Source organism: Pararhizobium sp. DWP3-4, assembly GCF_049898205.1.
Lineage (GTDB): Bacteria > Pseudomonadota > Alphaproteobacteria > Rhizobiales > Rhizobiaceae > Pararhizobium.
Genome location: NZ_JAFCXF010000003.1, coordinates 225302 through 240255, shown reverse-complemented (window position 1 = coordinate 240255; position 14954 = coordinate 225302). Strand labels below are relative to the sequence as shown.

13 protein-coding genes are annotated in these 14954 nt (G+C 60.5%); 5 read left to right on the top strand and 8 right to left on the bottom strand.

Annotated features, from left to right (window positions below; translation table 11 throughout):
- The first annotated feature begins 50 nt into the window (after positions 1 to 50).
- The 4 genes from ACP7E6_RS10565 (at position 51) to ACP7E6_RS10550 (ending at position 4062) form a co-directional block, all read left to right on the top strand.
- Complete coding sequence (locus ACP7E6_RS10565; protein ID WP_426229732.1) at positions 51 to 320, top strand: antitoxin; 270 nt, start codon at positions 51 to 53, stop codon at positions 318 to 320.
- Between the two features lie 5 nt (positions 321 to 325).
- Entirely contained in the window at positions 326 to 712 is a 387-nt protein-coding gene (locus tag ACP7E6_RS10560) for a type II toxin-antitoxin system VapC family toxin (RefSeq protein ID WP_426229731.1), read from the top strand.
- Positions 713 to 742: 30 nt separating this feature from the next.
- Positions 743 to 2197: a glutamate synthase subunit beta gene (locus tag ACP7E6_RS10555; protein WP_426229939.1), complete on the top strand. Its 1455-nt coding sequence runs from the start codon at positions 743 to 745 to the stop codon at positions 2195 to 2197.
- A 365-nt stretch (positions 2198 to 2562) separates the two neighbouring features.
- Entirely contained in the window at positions 2563 to 4062 is a 1500-nt protein-coding gene (locus ACP7E6_RS10550; RefSeq protein WP_426229730.1) for a DegQ family serine endoprotease, read from the top strand.
- A gap of 91 nt (positions 4063 to 4153) precedes the next feature.
- On the opposite strand, the gene ACP7E6_RS10545 is transcribed toward ACP7E6_RS10550, so the two are convergent.
- Both ACP7E6_RS10545 and ACP7E6_RS10540 read right to left on the bottom strand, forming a co-directional pair.
- On the bottom strand, positions 4154 to 5380 hold the full coding sequence (locus tag ACP7E6_RS10545; RefSeq protein WP_426229729.1) for a DUF459 domain-containing protein: 1227 nt from the start codon (positions 5378 to 5380) through the stop codon (positions 4154 to 4156).
- A 137-nt stretch (positions 5381 to 5517) separates the two neighbouring features.
- Complete coding sequence (locus tag ACP7E6_RS10540; RefSeq protein WP_426229728.1) at positions 5518 to 6738, bottom strand: lytic murein transglycosylase; 1221 nt, start codon at positions 6736 to 6738, stop codon at positions 5518 to 5520.
- A 301-nt stretch (positions 6739 to 7039) separates the two neighbouring features.
- Here ACP7E6_RS10540 and galU point away from each other — a divergent pair, with 301 nt between their 5' ends.
- Positions 7040 to 7939 (top strand): UTP--glucose-1-phosphate uridylyltransferase GalU, encoded by a 900-nt coding sequence (galU, locus tag ACP7E6_RS10535; protein WP_426229727.1) that lies wholly within the window; start codon positions 7040 to 7042, stop codon positions 7937 to 7939.
- Positions 7940 to 7991: 52 nt separating this feature from the next.
- Here galU and ACP7E6_RS10530 read toward each other — a convergent pair whose 3' ends face one another.
- The 6 genes from ACP7E6_RS10530 to omp10 all read right to left on the bottom strand — a co-directional run bounded on the left by ACP7E6_RS10530 (position 7992) and on the right by omp10 (position 14930).
- A complete protein-coding gene (locus tag ACP7E6_RS10530; protein WP_426229726.1) occupies positions 7992 to 9464 on the bottom strand; it encodes an outer membrane beta-barrel protein in 1473 nt (490 codons plus the stop codon).
- A gap of 94 nt (positions 9465 to 9558) precedes the next feature.
- Positions 9559 to 10017, bottom strand: coding sequence for an NfeD family protein (locus tag ACP7E6_RS10525; protein WP_426229725.1), 459 nt, complete (start codon positions 10015 to 10017; stop codon positions 9559 to 9561).
- 3 nt (positions 10018 to 10020) lie between these two features.
- Entirely contained in the window at positions 10021 to 11031 is a 1011-nt protein-coding gene (locus ACP7E6_RS10520) for an SPFH domain-containing protein (RefSeq protein ID WP_426229724.1), read from the bottom strand.
- A gap of 137 nt (positions 11032 to 11168) precedes the next feature.
- The gene (gene hemH, locus ACP7E6_RS10515) at positions 11169 to 12203 is read right to left on the bottom strand and encodes a ferrochelatase (protein WP_426229723.1); all 1035 of its coding nucleotides are present in this window, start codon (positions 12201 to 12203) and stop codon (positions 11169 to 11171) included.
- Between the two features lie 129 nt (positions 12204 to 12332).
- Positions 12333 to 14225 (bottom strand): 5'-nucleotidase C-terminal domain-containing protein, encoded by a 1893-nt coding sequence (locus ACP7E6_RS10510; RefSeq protein ID WP_426229722.1) that lies wholly within the window; start codon positions 14223 to 14225, stop codon positions 12333 to 12335.
- 336 nt (positions 14226 to 14561) lie between these two features.
- Positions 14562 to 14930 carry an outer membrane lipoprotein Omp10 gene (gene omp10, locus ACP7E6_RS10505; protein WP_426229721.1) on the bottom strand — a complete coding sequence of 123 codons (369 nt, stop codon included), beginning with the start codon at positions 14928 to 14930 and terminating at the stop codon, positions 14562 to 14564.
- Positions 14931 to 14954: the final 24 nt, after the last annotated feature.

The window sequence follows — 14954 nt, the reverse complement described above, 5'->3', positions numbered from 1 at the left end:
ATGGTGAATTTGTGATATGACATTGGCATATGACAACGGCGGAGGTTGAGATGAACGAACATTCGGTTGTTGACGGCGCCGGCATCAAGGTCAGCGTTTTCAAGAATGGCAGAAGCCGTGCGATCCGAATTCCAAAGGAGTTTGAATTGGCCGGCGAGAACGTCATCATGAATCAGCAGCCGGATGGTTCTATCCTCATCCGGACAGCGGAAACTGTCGGATTGGTCGATTATCTCAAAACCGCCGAACCTTGGACTGGTGGTGCGTTCGTCGAGGATGATGGGGACCTTGGGCCGCTGGACGAAATCGACCTGCCATGAGGTACATGCTCGATACGAACATGATCTCGGCGATCATTTTTGAACCGCGGGGAAAAGTATTCCAGAAGTTGCAAGAGGTCGGCGAAGGCAATGTCTTCACAAGCATCTTCGTTCACGCGGAAGTCTGGTACGGGGTTCGGAAACGGGACTCGGAAGAGCTAGCTCAAAAGGTTTCGAACGTCACAAAACGACTTCATGTTGCGCCGTTCACCATGCCGGGCGACCAGAGATACGCTGAAGTCAGGTTGGCGCTGAGAAAAGGTTTGAACATTGGCCCGAACGATTTGTGGATCGCGGCACATGCGCTGGCCCTCGACGCTGTGCTGGTGACGGCAAATGAAGGCGAATTTTCCCGCGTGCCGGGACTGAAGATTGAAAATTGGCTGCGGTGAGCGGCGATGAGACACAGGGACGAACACGATATGGGCAAGGTCACAGGCTTCATGGAAATCGACCGGCAGCTGGCGAAGTATCAGCCGGCGTCGGACCGTATTCGGCATTTCCGCGAGTTCACAATCCCGATGTCGGAACCGGAAGTGCAGAAACAGGCGGCGCGCTGCATGGACTGTGGCATCCCCTATTGTCATGGCCCGACCGGCTGCCCGGTGCACAACCAGATCCCCGACTGGAACGATCTGGTCTATAATGGCAACTGGGAGGAGGCGATCCGCAACCTGCACTCAACCAACAATTTTCCGGAATTCACCGGCCGCATCTGCCCGGCGCCGTGTGAGGAAGCCTGCACGCTGAACCTTGAAGACGCGCCGGTGACGATCAAGACCGTCGAGCAGGCGATTGCCGACAAGGCCTATGAAATGGGCTATATCGTGCCGCAGCCGGCCTTCACCAAGACCGGCAGGAAGGTGGCGATCATCGGTTCGGGTCCTGCCGGTATGGCAGCGGCTCAGCAGCTTGCCCGCGCCGGTCACGAAGTTCATGTGTTTGAGCGTGAATCCAAGCCCGGCGGACTGCTGCGCTACGGTATTCCGGACTTCAAGATGGAGAAGAACTTCATCGACCGCCGCGTCGATCAGATGCGCGGCGAAGGCGTGACCTTTCATTGCGGCGTCAATGTCGGTGTTGATCGCACCGTTGACAGCCTGATCGAAGAGCATGATGCCGTGCTCTATTGCGGCGGTGCCGAAACGCCGCGCGATGCCGGTATTCCGGGCGTCGAATTCCACGGCGTCCATGATGCGATGCCTTATCTCGTCCAGCAGAACCGCCGTGTCGGCCGCGAAAACATCGACAGCGTCGGCTGGCCGTCGGACCCGATCCTGGCCGGGGGCAAGCATATCGTCGTCGTCGGCGGCGGCGATACCGCGTCCGACTGCGTCGGTACAGCGTTCCGTCAGGGTGCCGTCAAGGTCACCCAGCTCGACATCCGCCCGCAGCCGCCGGAAAAGGAAGACAAGCTGTCCGTCTGGCCGTTCTGGGCCACCAAGATGCGCACGTCGTCATCGCAGGCCGAAGGTGCGGTGCGCGAATTCCAGGTGGCGACGCTTGAGTTCGTCGGCGAAGACGGCGTGCTGACCGGCGTCAAGTGCTGTCAGGTCGATGAGCGCCGCAAGCCGATTGCCGGTACGGAATTCGTCATCAAGGCTGATCTCGCCTTCATCGCCATCGGCTTCAGTGGCCCAGGCACCGACAGCGTTCTGAAGGACATGGGCGAGAAGCTCACCATCGGCAAGGACAAGCGCGGCGGCTCCTTCGTCACCGCCAATGACAAGGACTACCGGACCTCGGTCGACAAGGTCTGGGCGGCCGGTGACGTGCGCCGTGGCCAGTCTCTGGTCGTCTGGGCGATCCGCGAAGGCCGCCAGGCAGCCCGGGCGATCGATGAAGCGCTGATGGGCTCGACCGTTCTGCCGCGTTAATCAAGCCCGCCTTCTGGCTTAAGGCAAACCCCATTGGAAACGCCGCGTGCCGGGCTGGTGCGCGGCGTTGGCCGTTCCGTTGCAACGGCGCGCCGCCTGCACTTGGGTTGAAGTATGGCGCCGCGATCCCATGCAACATTAACTTGCTGCAATGAAACGGTAATAAACCTTTAATTTGTAAATATTCGCAGCAGTTATAATATCCATCTCAAGCGTATTTTATGATCCATCAGTATTGATCGCCAGTTCAGGCGCATCTCTGAAGATAAATCGTGGAAGAAACGCTGCCGATCACCCGACGCCGCGTTCCCATCACAGGGAGCCATGACGCCGCACCCCAACGCATTCGTAAGGGACCCTTTGTCATGTCCAACATTCTCCTGACTCACCGTGCCGCAGCGCTGGTCGGAGCCGCCATCCTGGTCGGCGCGGCGGCGTTCCCCTTCACCATTCATCCCACACCTGCAATGGCAGCGTCCGCGCTAGCCACCGCGCCGCTGGTGTCCAGCGGCTCCTTTGCCGATGTCGTTTCTGCCGACAAGCCGGCGGTCGTCACCATCGCCACGACCATGAAGGCTACCGATGTCAGCGACAGCGGCGACAACGCGCCGATGGACGAGCAATTCCGCCAGTTCTTCGAGCAGCAGGGCATTCCCATGCCCAAGCAAGCTCCGCAGCACCAGGAAGGTGAACGCGGAATGGCCCTTGGGTCCGGCTTCATCGTCAGCAGCGATGGCATCATCGTCACCAACAACCATGTGATCGACAACGCCATCGATATCAAGGTGACGCTGGATGATGGTACGGAACTGCCGGCCAAGCTGCTGGGCGCCGATCCGAAGTCCGATCTCGCCGTGCTCAAGATCACGGCCGGCAAGCCCCTGGCCACGATCGCCTGGGGCGATTCCGACGCATTGAAGCTGGGCGACCAGATTCTGGCGATCGGAAACCCCTTCGGCATCGGCACGACGGTCACCGCCGGTATCGTTTCGGCCCGTGGCCGCGATCTGCACAGTGGCCCCTATGACGACTTCATCCAGATCGACGCGCCGATCAACCATGGCAATTCCGGTGGCCCCCTCGTCGATCATGCCGGCAATGTCGTCGGGATCAATACCGCGATCTATTCGCCGAACGGAGGTAGCGTCGGTGTCGGTTTCGCCATCCCGTCCGATCAGGCGCAGAAGGTCGTCGCCAAGCTGGAAAAGAGCGGATCGATCGACCACGGTTATCTTGGCGTCCAGATCCAGCCGGTGACGGCGGATGTTGCCGACGCGGTCGGGCTCGCCAAGGCGGAAGGCGCTCTGGTCGCTACCGTCAACGCGGGGACGCCGGCGGCCCATGCGGGTGTGAAGACCGGCGATATCATCATGAGTGTCGGCAGCGAAGCGGTAAAGTCACCGCACGATCTGTCGCGGCTGGTTGCCGATCTGTCCCCGGGCGCAAAGGAAGCCATGACCGTCTGGCGTGATGGCAGAACTGTTGACCTCCGCGTCACCGTCGGCGGCAATGACGGCGACGAGAAGCAGGCTTCTGCTACCAGGGACGACAGCAAGATGCAGACCGGTCCGAGCATCGGCGTGGCCCTTGCCGACCTGACACCGGATGTTCGCCAGGAACTGAAGCTGCCTGACAATGCGACCGGTGCCGTCGTTGCCAAGGTCAACCCGGACAAGCCGGCTGCCGCTGCCGGTATCCAGACGGGCGATGTCATCGTCTCGGTCAACGACAAGGCCGTCCTTGGCGCCAGCGATGTGAAAACTGCGATCGCCAATGCGGTGAAGTCCGGGCGCAAATCCGTGCTGCTGCTCATCGAACGCGGCGATCAGAAGACCTTCATAGCCGTGCCGTTCGCGGCAACCTGACCCCGGTTGGCAGCCTTATTCGCAAGATGCGGGCTGCCGAAGACCCCGTTCTCCCGGCGGAAGGAGGACGGGGTTTTATGCTTGAGCAGGGTTAGTTGCGGAATACCGGATTGCTGATCACCGTGTCCGGTTTTGATAATCGGAAATCATCCACCCGCCCCGCCGGCGCTGCGGCCACTTCGCCCTTTTCAACGAGACGGTCGCGCGGGCTCTTGCCGTTGCTCGTCAAGACCGCGCCCCCACCGAGAAGGGTGGTGGAGCCGTCCAGTTCGGGATCGTTGAGACCGATCGGCTGGGTCTGGAGAATATCCTCGTTGGCCGTCGGGGCAGCGACGACCAGGTCCTTCATGCCGTCGGCGCCGGGAATATCCTGGGCCGAGGCGGCAGCATCGCCCAGAAGCTTGCGGATATCCTTTTCGACATAGAAGGCGAGCTTGCGCTTGCCCGCCTTGGTGAGGTTGATACCGTCCGATCCGCGCAGACGGACCTGCTGGCCGTTGATATCGGAGCCCGTCATGACGAATTTTCCGTCCTCATCGACGAAGCCATCCCAGATATCGACAAAGGTACCGCCGACCTTTTCGGCTTCCGTGCGGAAGACCCCGTTCAGGGTCACCATATCGGCGGTCATCGACGTCGACTGGAAAGGCGGCATGCCGACCCAGAGCATCGGCGTCTTGTCCTTGCGGGCAAGCGCAGCGAAGGCGCCGGCCCGGCGGGTATACTCGGCAAGCCAGCGGTCGGTGCGGAATTTTTCCTTCTCACCGCCGATCGACATCTGCTGACGCTCGTTGGCGCCGAGGCTGATGATGATCAGTGCCGGTTTCGTTTCTGAGATATAGGCGGACAGGTTTTCCGGCCAGTTGAAATAGTCCTCGCGAACAAGTCCGGAGGAGCCATTGGCGCGGGTTTCGATGACGATGCCTGGGGTCGTCTCAAAGGCAGTCTTCAGTCCGTCGCCAAGACTGCCGGCAACAAAGTCGCCGACGACGAGGACCTTCTTGGCCGTTTCCAGCTTTTCGACGACGACGGGGGCGGGCTCGGCAGGCGCCGGTTTCGCCTTTTGCTGTGTCTTTCTGACCTTCGGACGTTGCTGCTGCTGTGGCTGCCTTTGCCGAGGCTCGTAGATCGGAGCGTCGTCGTAGACGGGAGGCGCTTGCCGGCGGCCAAATCCGAAAAGCATGTCGAGAATGGTCCGGCGTTCTTGCGCTTGCGCCTGGCGGGGTGGCTCCATGACGAACGCAGTCAGGCTGATCGCGACGACGATCAGACCGTTGAACAGCCGGTGAAGGCCGCTGCTGCTGTCTCTGCCGCTCATGCACCTGTTCCGCACTGTTCTGGCCCGACGTCTAAAGTGTCTCTACGCAAGCGCGCAACGCCTCTCTTTCGAAAGGCGCCGCATCAAGGATGCACAAGGATTGCGCCGCAATTGAGAGCGTTCAACGCCCCGGAATGTTACTTCCGCAACGCCTTCAACAGGTGCTGGGTCGGTTCGCCGTCAGGCGAAAGGCCATTGCGGTTCTGGAAGGCCTGGATGGCGGCCTTGGAGCCGGAGCCGAAATTGCCGTCGACTTCGCCGTCGTAATAGCCGAGTTCCTTCAGGCGGGACTGCAGCTCGAACTTCTGCTTGATGTCGAGCGAACCGTCCGGGCGGCTCCACGCCTGCTGCATGCCGCCATAGCCGGCGATCTCGTCTGCCAGAAGGCCAACGCCCAGCGCATAGGAGTCCGAGGCGTTGTAGCGCTTGATGACGAAGAAATTCTTGGTCATCAGGAAGCCTGGGCTGCCATCGCCGCCGGGCATTTTCAGCTCGGCGCGGGCGTCGCCGTTGCGGAAACCCTTGCCGTTGGGGCGGGTGAAACCAAGTGCTGCCCACTGGGCAACCGTCTTCGTCTGGCCGGCATACTGGCTGCCGTTTTTCGGCGGGGAGACCTCATAACCCCAGGTCTGTCCGGATTGCCAGCCGTTCTTCTTCAACAGGTTGGCTGCGGTCGCGAGCGCGTCCGGCACCGAGTTCCAGATGTCTTTATGGCCATTGCCGTCGGCATCGACTGCGTAGAGCAGGTAGCTGGTCGGAATGAATTGCGTGTGGCCCATGGCACCGGCCCAGGAGCCGTTCAGCTCGCGCGGCGTGACATCGCCGTTCTGCAGGATCTTCAGAGCCGCGATCAATTGCGTCTTGGCATATTTGGACCGTTTCGGATCGGCATAGGCAAGCGTGGCGAGAGCGCGCGGCACGTAATGCAGGCGATCGTCCTTTTCCAGCACGGCGCCGTAGTTGGATTCCATCGACCAGATGGCCAGGAGCACGTTCCTGTCGATACCGAAATGCTTCTCGAGCGCCGCGAGCGTGCGACCATGCTTGACCGCCATCTCCTGCCCGACCTTGCGGGTGTAGGGATTGACGCGGCTGTCGATATATTCCCAGATCTTGCTCTTGAACTCGGGCTGATAGGCAGCTTTCTGCAGCACGTCCGGATCGGGCGTCTTCACGCCGGCGAAAGCCTGGCGGTAGGTCGCCTTGGTGATGCCGCTCTTGGCGGCGGTGGCATAGAAGCTGTTGATCCAGGTCTCGAAACCCGCGTCAGCCGAGGCTGTTGCCGGGGAAAACAGGGCTGCGGCTGTCATCAATGCGGCGGCAGCACAGCGAAGGAGGGTGTGTCGGGTCTTTGTCATCAGCTGTCGTTTCCGTTGGTCGGCGCTCTGCTGCGATCAGGGGTGACCGGCGGTGCGCAAATTTACAGTCTTAGAGCCAGCTTCATGCACAGGTTACATGCATGTGGTTCCATTCTCTAGCCGTTCAGCCCGAGAGGCAACCGCCAGAAACGAAATCTTACGAAAATGAAGTCAACAAATTCTTTACCATGAATGGTTGGTAAGGTCTTCCTTTGCAAAAAAATAGCAATTTTACGTTTATTGCCTATTGATAGAGACCCTAACCGTTTTAAATCACGCTGCTGTGATCCTGGAGATGTCAATGACTGACAAGCGTAAAGTTCGTAAAGCCGTTTTCCCTGTCGCCGGCCTGGGGACCCGATTCCTGCCCGCGACCAAAGCCGTTCCGAAGGAAATGCTGACCGTCGTCGACAGGCCGGTGATCCAGTATGTCGTGGACGAGGCGTTGAATGCGGGCATCGAACATCTGATCTTCGTCACCGGCCGCAGCAAGCACGTGATCGAGGACTATTTCGATATCCAGGTCGAGCTGGAACAGACCCTGCGCGAGCGTAACAAGACGGCGGAACTGACGCTTCTCGAAAGCATTCTGCCGGTTGCCGGCAGCACCAGCTTCACCCGCCAGCAATCGCCGCTTGGGCTTGGCCACGCCGTCTGGTGTGCCCGCGAACTCGTTGGCGACGAGCCTTTTGCGCTGCTCTTGCCCGACATGATCATGCAGTCCGAAAAGGGCTGCCTGAAGGGCATGGTCGAGCTTTACGAGCAGAGCGGCGGTAACGTCATCGCCGTCGAAGAATGCGCGCCGGACCAGACCCATAAATACGGTATCGTCGGCGCTGGCGAAAAGGTCGGCGACGGGTTCAAGATCACCAAGATGGTCGAAAAGCCGCCGCAGGGTACCGCCCCGTCGAACTTCTTCATCAACGGCCGTTACATCCTCCAGCCGGAAATCTTCTCGATCCTGGCGACGCAGGAGCGCGGCGCCGGTAACGAGATCCAGCTGACCGACGGCATGCTCAAGCTTGCCCAGACGCAGGATTTCGCCGGGTATCATTTCCGCGGCAACACCTATGACTGCGGCATGAAGGAAGGCTTCATCCTGGCCAACGTCGCTTTCGCCTTGGCGCGCGGCGACATCCGGCCGGGCGTGGAAGGTCCTCTGAAGGCTTTGTTGCAGGACCTGAAGCAACCCATCCGATAGACGCAAAAGAGCCCGTTGGCGGAATGGTCGGCGGGCTCTTTTCGTTGTCGGGTCAGCGGCGCAGGGTCAGTCCGACGCCGACGCGGGCGACATTGGTCGCCGGGCCGCTGTCGCGGGTCGTGTGCTCGTAGCTGACGTCGCCCGTCAGGGCGAGGTAGCGGTTGAGGTCCCAGGTGAGGCCCGCACCCGTCGCCCAGACTTTTTCGTCATCCGAATTGCCGCTGGGGAAATTGCGAAGGGTCAGGCTGTTCGACAGCCGAGCCACGAGAGCGGTGCGTAATTCGTGGGTCGCCCGGCTGCTCAGCGTATAGACCATGGCGCCGCTTTCGCCAGCGGTCGTCGATGGCTCGAGGCCGGTGGAAATGCCGTAGGCTACGTCAGTGCCGCGCTGCGGTGACCAGTTGATCGTGCCATCGACGGTGAAGCCCTTCAACTCGTCGAGCCGGTTGTCGTCGAACCGGTAGGTTTGATAGCCGAGGGCGATCTCGCCATTGAGCTTCTCGCCCAGATCAGCCTCGATACCGGCGCGGGCGCCGTAGCTGTCATAGGACCGTTCGAACCCGAGCGTATCCCTGCGCAGGTCGTAGATCGACTTTCCGGCCGATGCCTCGATGAATGGAATGAGTGCCGGCGAAAGCTCGTAGCCGACACGCACGGTGACAGCACCGGCATTGCGGTTTCTGTCTTTCATCGACAGCGTGCCGCCATTGTCGAGTTCGGCACTACCATAGACATAGCGGTCGAAATCGATCTTGGCGGAGCCGCGCAGGATGCCGAAATCGCGCTCGATACCGGCGCCCAGCGTATATTGATCGATGCCGGACTGGACGCTCGCATTGGTGATCGCGTTCGGGTCGGTCGAATCCTCGCGCTCGAAATGATAGCCTCCCTTGAGCGTCGCGGTCGTCTGTTCGGAAAGGTCGAGCCTGAGCGCCGCCTCGATGTCGGCGGTCGGTTCCGTCTCTCCGGAGCCGGAGACATTGCGCTGCCATGTGCCTTCACCGGTCACCGTCAGCTGGTGGCGGGACCAGTCGGAGGTGAGCGTGCCCTTCAGTCCGGTCTCAAGATAGCTGCGGCTCTGCTTGGAACTGCCGGTCTTGTTGCTTTCGAAATTATAGGTCTGGCCGAGGGCCGGCTTCAGTATGAAGCTGCCAAACCGGACGCCCTGTGCATCGTTACGACCGATATCGAGCTGCGATCTGAGGCCATCGACGGTATTTTGGCGCAGGTTGGTGCGAGCCATATCCTCGTCGACCGTGGGGTCGTTGAGCAACGGTTCACCGGCATCGGTGCTGATCGAACCGGTGGTGATCGCTGCATCCGCTGCAGGCTCCGCGCCGGGCAGTGCTGTTCCGGGTAATGCTGTGGCCGTGGTTGCAGGGGCGGTGCTGTCCGATGCGGGAAGAAGAGCCTGGGCAGAGACGTTTTGCGGCAAAAACAGCGCACAGCCGGCCATCAGCCAAGCCGCAGTGGCTGCCGGGCGCGCGAGGGTCGTCCTCTTCGTGCGTGGATAGAATGGCGTCATCTGCCGAATGCCCGGAAATCCGTTTACCAGTGTTGAACAACCGTAAACGGATGTGGTTAACCATTCCTTTCCGAAACGGCATTCGGCTTTATTTTCAGGCGCTTTCGACGGTCAGGCGGCCGCCGTTGCTGCCGATCACCTTGACGCGGGCACCGGCGGCAAGGTCCGGTCCGTTGACGGTCCAGGTGGTGTCGTCGAGCCGGATGCGGCCGCGCCCCTCGGCAATCGGCTGTTCCAGTACGGCGGTACGGCCGATAAGGCTCGCACCCCGCTGGTTGAGCAGCGGTTCGTCGGTCGTATCGCCCGAACGGGCGAGCAGCCGGCGGCCGATGACCGCCGCTGCGACGGAGAAAACGGCAAAGAACACCAGCTGTGCCTGCCAGACCCAGAAGCCGGCGTCCCAGAGCAGCAGCGAAAGGGCGCCGGTGATGATGGCCGCAATACCGATCCAGACGAGAAAGACGCCAGGTGCGACGACTTCGGCGGCCAAAAGCACCAGACCCAGAACCCACCAGCTCCACGGCCCCAGTTCGAGGATGACGCGCTCGATCATCGGTCAGCCTTCCTGTTTGGCCGTATCGAACGGATTGCGCACGGGCGCCGTGCGTGGGGTCACCTGGCGTACCGGGGCCGGCGCATCGCCGCCGCCATTGCCGAAGACTTCGCGCGCGATCGCACCGATGCCGCCGAGCGAGCCGATCAGCGAGGAGGCTTCCATCGGCATCAGCACGATCTTGGAATTCGGTGCGGTACCGATCGCGGCCATGGCCTCGGTGTATTTCTGGGCAACGAAGTAGTTGATCGCCTGCACGTCGCCGGCGGCGATGGCTTCGGAGACCATCTTCGTCGCCTTGGCTTCTGCCTCGGCCAGGCGTTCGCGGGCCTCGGCATCGCGGAAGGCGGCCTCGCGCTGGCCTTCGGCCTGCAGAATGGCCGATTGCTTGGCACCTTCGGCGCGCAGGATCTGGGCGTTACGCGACCCTTCGGCCTCCAGAACCTGAGCGCGCTTTTCGCGCTCGGCCTTCATCTGGCGCGCCATGGCATCGACCAGATCCTTCGGCGGCTGGATATCCTTGATCTCGACGCGGGTCACCTTGATGCCCCACGGACCAACGGCTTCATCGACCACATGCAGCAGCTTGTCGTTGATGATCTCGCGATTGGACAAAAGTTCGTCGAGATCCATCGAGCCCATCACCGAACGGATGTTGGTCATCGTCAGGTTGAGGATGGCGCTCTGCAGGTCGGAGACCTGATAGGCGGCCTCGGCGGCGTTCAGCACCTGGTAGAAGGCGACGGCATCGGCAGCGCAGCTGGCATTGTCCCGGGTGATGACTTCCTGCGTCGGCACGTCGAGCACCTGCTCCATGACATTCATCCGGGCGCCGATCTTGTCGATGAACGGAATGATGATGTTGAGGCCGGGCTCGAGGGTTCTTGTATAGCGGCCGAAACGTTCCACCGTGTAGCGATATCCTTGCGGTACCGTCTTGATGCCGGCGAACAGCACAAGGATGACGAGTACCACGAAGGCGATGACGACGATGTCCAGTCCGGCCAAGGGCATAGGGGTGATTCTCCTTTTGGGTGCGTCTTGTTGTTGGATGCACTCTAGGACAACACGTGGCAGTTGGTCAGCTTATTTGCAAGAAGACGGCCGAATTTCTCGTGCCCGCCGAGCGTCGTTCCCGGCAAGGAGGGTGGTTAAACCCAGCCCTGCAATTCCCGGCGCACCACGTGCTCCAGCACGGTCATGCCACCCTGGCTGTCGTTCAGGCACGGGATATGGGCGAATTTCTCGCCGCCAGCATGGTGGAACGTCTCGGCGGCTTCCACCGCGATTTCCTCAAGCGTTTCCAGGCAATCCGACACGAAGCCCGGATTGATCACGGCGATGCGCTTGATGCCTTCCTTGCCGAGTTTCTCGACGGTCTTGTCGGTATAGGGCTGCAGCCATTCTTCCGGGCCGAAGCGGGACTGGAAGGTGACCTGCAGCTTTTCCTTGGACCATCCGAGCTTTTCGCGCACCAGCCGCGCCGTCTTCTGACACTGACAGTAATAGGGATCGCCCTTGTCGAAATAGGACTGCGGGATGCCGTGGAAGGATGTCAGCACCACCTCCGGCTCCCAGTCGAGCGTGGCGAGGTGGCTGGTGATCGAATTGGCCAGCGCCTCGATGTAGACCGGGTCGTCGTGATAGGGCGCAACGGTGCGCAAAGCCGGCTGCCAGCGCATTTTCAAAAGCGCCTTGAACGCCTCGTCGTTGACGGTCGCCGTCGTTGCCGCGGCGTATTGCGGATAGAGCGGGAAGACGAGGATCCTTTCGCAGCCGTCTTTCTGCAGTTCGTCCATCTTCGACTTGATCGACGGCTGGCCGTAGCGCATGGCCCAATCGACGCGGACATTCGGCAGATCGGCGAAGGATTTCGCCATCGTCTCCGCCTGATTGCGGGTATAGGTGCGCAGGTAGCTCTCATCAAGCTCCTTGTTCCAGATCGTCTCATAAGCCTTGCCGACCTTGGCGGGACGTGTGTTGAGGACGATGCCGAACAGGATCGGATACCAGAAGAAGGGCGACCACTCGATCACCCGCCGGTCCATCAGGAATTCCTTGAGGTAGCGCCGCATCGACACTTTGTCTGTGCCATCCGGCGTGCCGAGGTTGACGAGCAGCACACCGACCTTGCCAAACTTGACGGGCGGATGGTTCGGGGCGGTCATCTCGGTGGCAGCGGTCATGGCATATCCTGCAAGTACGGGGTTGGAGCCTCTTATACGGCAAGGGGCGCCTGCGGTTCACGCTGTTCTTAAAAAGAAAAACCGGCCCGGGAAACCCCGGACCGGCTGTTTGGCAAGAGACATATTGTCTTACCTGGCGGGAATCGTCAGTTCCTTGCCGATTTCCAGGTGTTTTGGGGCCGGGTTGCCATTGGCATCGGCAATCGTCTTCCAAAGTTCACCATTGCCGTAGACGGCCTTGGCCAGATCCCAGAACGTATCGCCCTTGACGATAACATGCTTGTTTTCGGCTGTTGCAGCCGGCTGCGCCGCAGGCTTGGCTTCCGGTGTCGCCGTTTCCGTCGCAGCCGGCTTGGCGTCGGTGGTTACGGCCGTGTCGGTGCTGGTCTGCGTCGAGGGTTCTGCCGGGGTCGCAGGGGCGATTTCGGTGATGCGGCCGTCAGTCTTGGGTTTGTAGGGATTGTTGGCCGTCAGGTAGTCGGCAAGGACCGTCTCCAGCCCAGGGCCGTAATCATAGGCATTTTCGGCCTTGGTCTTGAAGACGCTGTAGCCATCGCCGCCATTGCGCATGAAGTTGTTGGTAACGACATTGTAGGTCTTGGCCGCATCGAGCGGCACATAGGCTTCGCCTTCCTTGACCTCGACGACGGAGAGCCGGCTGCCGACGGGGCGGGATTTGTCGAAGGAGAACTTCATGCCGGCCACCTGCGGAAAGCGGCCACCGGCTTCCTCAAGCTGGCTGAGGCCGTTTTCCAGCGCGGCGCTGATGTCGGCGCCCTTGATCTGGAAGGTCGCAACGGTGTTCTGGAACGGCAGAACGGTAATCGCCTCGCTCATGGAAACGTCGCCCGCATCGATCGAGGCGCGCAAGCCGCCACCATTGGTGATGGCGATGGTCACGCCCTGGCCTTTGACGCGGTCGAGCATGGCATCGGCCACGAGGTCGCCCATCTCGCACTCCTTGGCACGGCAGGATTCACGGGTGCCGTCGATCGCCGCTTCCGTCTTGCCGATGATCTTGGCTTTCAGCTCCTCGATCGGCTTGGCCATTTCCTTGACGCGGGCAAGCACCGCTTCGTCGGGCTTGAACTTGGAATCGATCAGGATCGGATCGCCCTTGGCGGATTTGACGACGCCGTTATCGTCGAAATTGACGACGAGATCGCCGAGATACTTGCTGTAGGAACCGGCCTGGACAACCGGAACCTTGTAGCCGCCGGGATTGTCGACCATCGTCGGATAGGGGCCTTCGGCCTTCTCGTCGGTGTTGGACAACAGGCTGTGCGAATGGCCGCCGACAACGACATCGACATCCGGGATCTTGGCAATGACGGCGAGATCGCGCGGATAGCCGACGTGAGTGAGCGCGATGATCTTGTCGACGCCCTGCTTCTTCAGGTCCTGGACGGCGGTGGTGATCGTATCGACATCGAGCCCGATCAGCACATTGTCGCCCGGCGAGGAGATTTCAGTGGTGTCATTGGTGACCGCGCCGACGATGCCGATCTTCTGGCCGCCGACTTCCAGCACCAGCGAGGGCTTGATGCGGTCGAGGAGCTTGGACTTGTAGCCGGCAAGCACGTTGGAAGAGAGAACCGGGAAGGTGGCCTTGTCGAGGAAGGTGATAAGGCCGTCCTCGCCTTCGTCGAATTCGTGATTGCCGACGGTCATGGCGTCGAACTTCATCAGGTTGAGAAACTCCGCCTCCGCAGCACCCTTGTAAGTGGTGAAAAACAGCGATCCCTGGAAGTTATCCCCACCGTTCAGCAGCAGGACGTTCTTGCCGGTCAATTCCTGGCGCTTCTGATCGATGGCGACTTTCAGCCGTGCGACGCCGCCGAAGCACTCGCTCTTGCCTTCTTCCTCAGTCGAGCAAGTGGAATCGTACTTGTTGATCGATTCGATGCGCGAGTGGAAATCGTTGATATGCAGGATGTTCAATTCATAATCGGCGAAGGCGGCACCGGACGAAAGCGCAAGGATCGAGGCTGTCATCAGCCCGGTTCGCAAATGTCTGATCATGGATGTCTCCTGTTCCTGGTGTTTGTCGTCAGCATAATAGAGCACTGCTGTGACACTTGGGTCGGAACCGATGGTTTCATTTGGTTGCAACGACATCAAGCATTAAATCGATCTATCCCCGCGAGGCCTTCCGGCAAGGTTAAAATCGAAGGCGCCAGACGAAAACCGCCTTTGGCTTCCGGCGCGTGTTTCTCGGTCATGCGGAGACATCCGAGACGGTGGCGGGCTTTTTTAGGGTCTGTGCAGATTGGTGGCCCCTGAAAAGGAAAACCCTCCGGACGCCAGGCCCGAAGGGTTTTGATAGCCGTGATCGCGAAAATGCGACCTGAGTTTTGATCAGACCTTGCGGGACAGCGAGAACTGCGCGCCGGAATCCGTGGTGCAGTTGAGCTGCGACATCGTCACCATGGCGCAATTGACCTTGGACTGAGTTTTGCGAACCATCGAGGTCATGTTGATCTCGACCAGCTTCGGCGACAGATTGACGTAGTTTCCAGAGGCCAGAACCTGATTGGTATCCGTGGTTCGGGTGGTGAAGGTTCCTGCCGAGAATGTCGAAACGATTCCGTTCGGATCGACCCATGCGCCTTCGACGCCAACTGGCGCCATCTGGCGGTTTTGCGGCAGTTCCCGCACTTGTCCCCCGCCTTGGCAGGAGGCCAGAGCTGCGGCGGACAGGACTGTCAGGATGGCGATCGGCTTCATATGGGTCTCCCGGAGGCTGCGCGG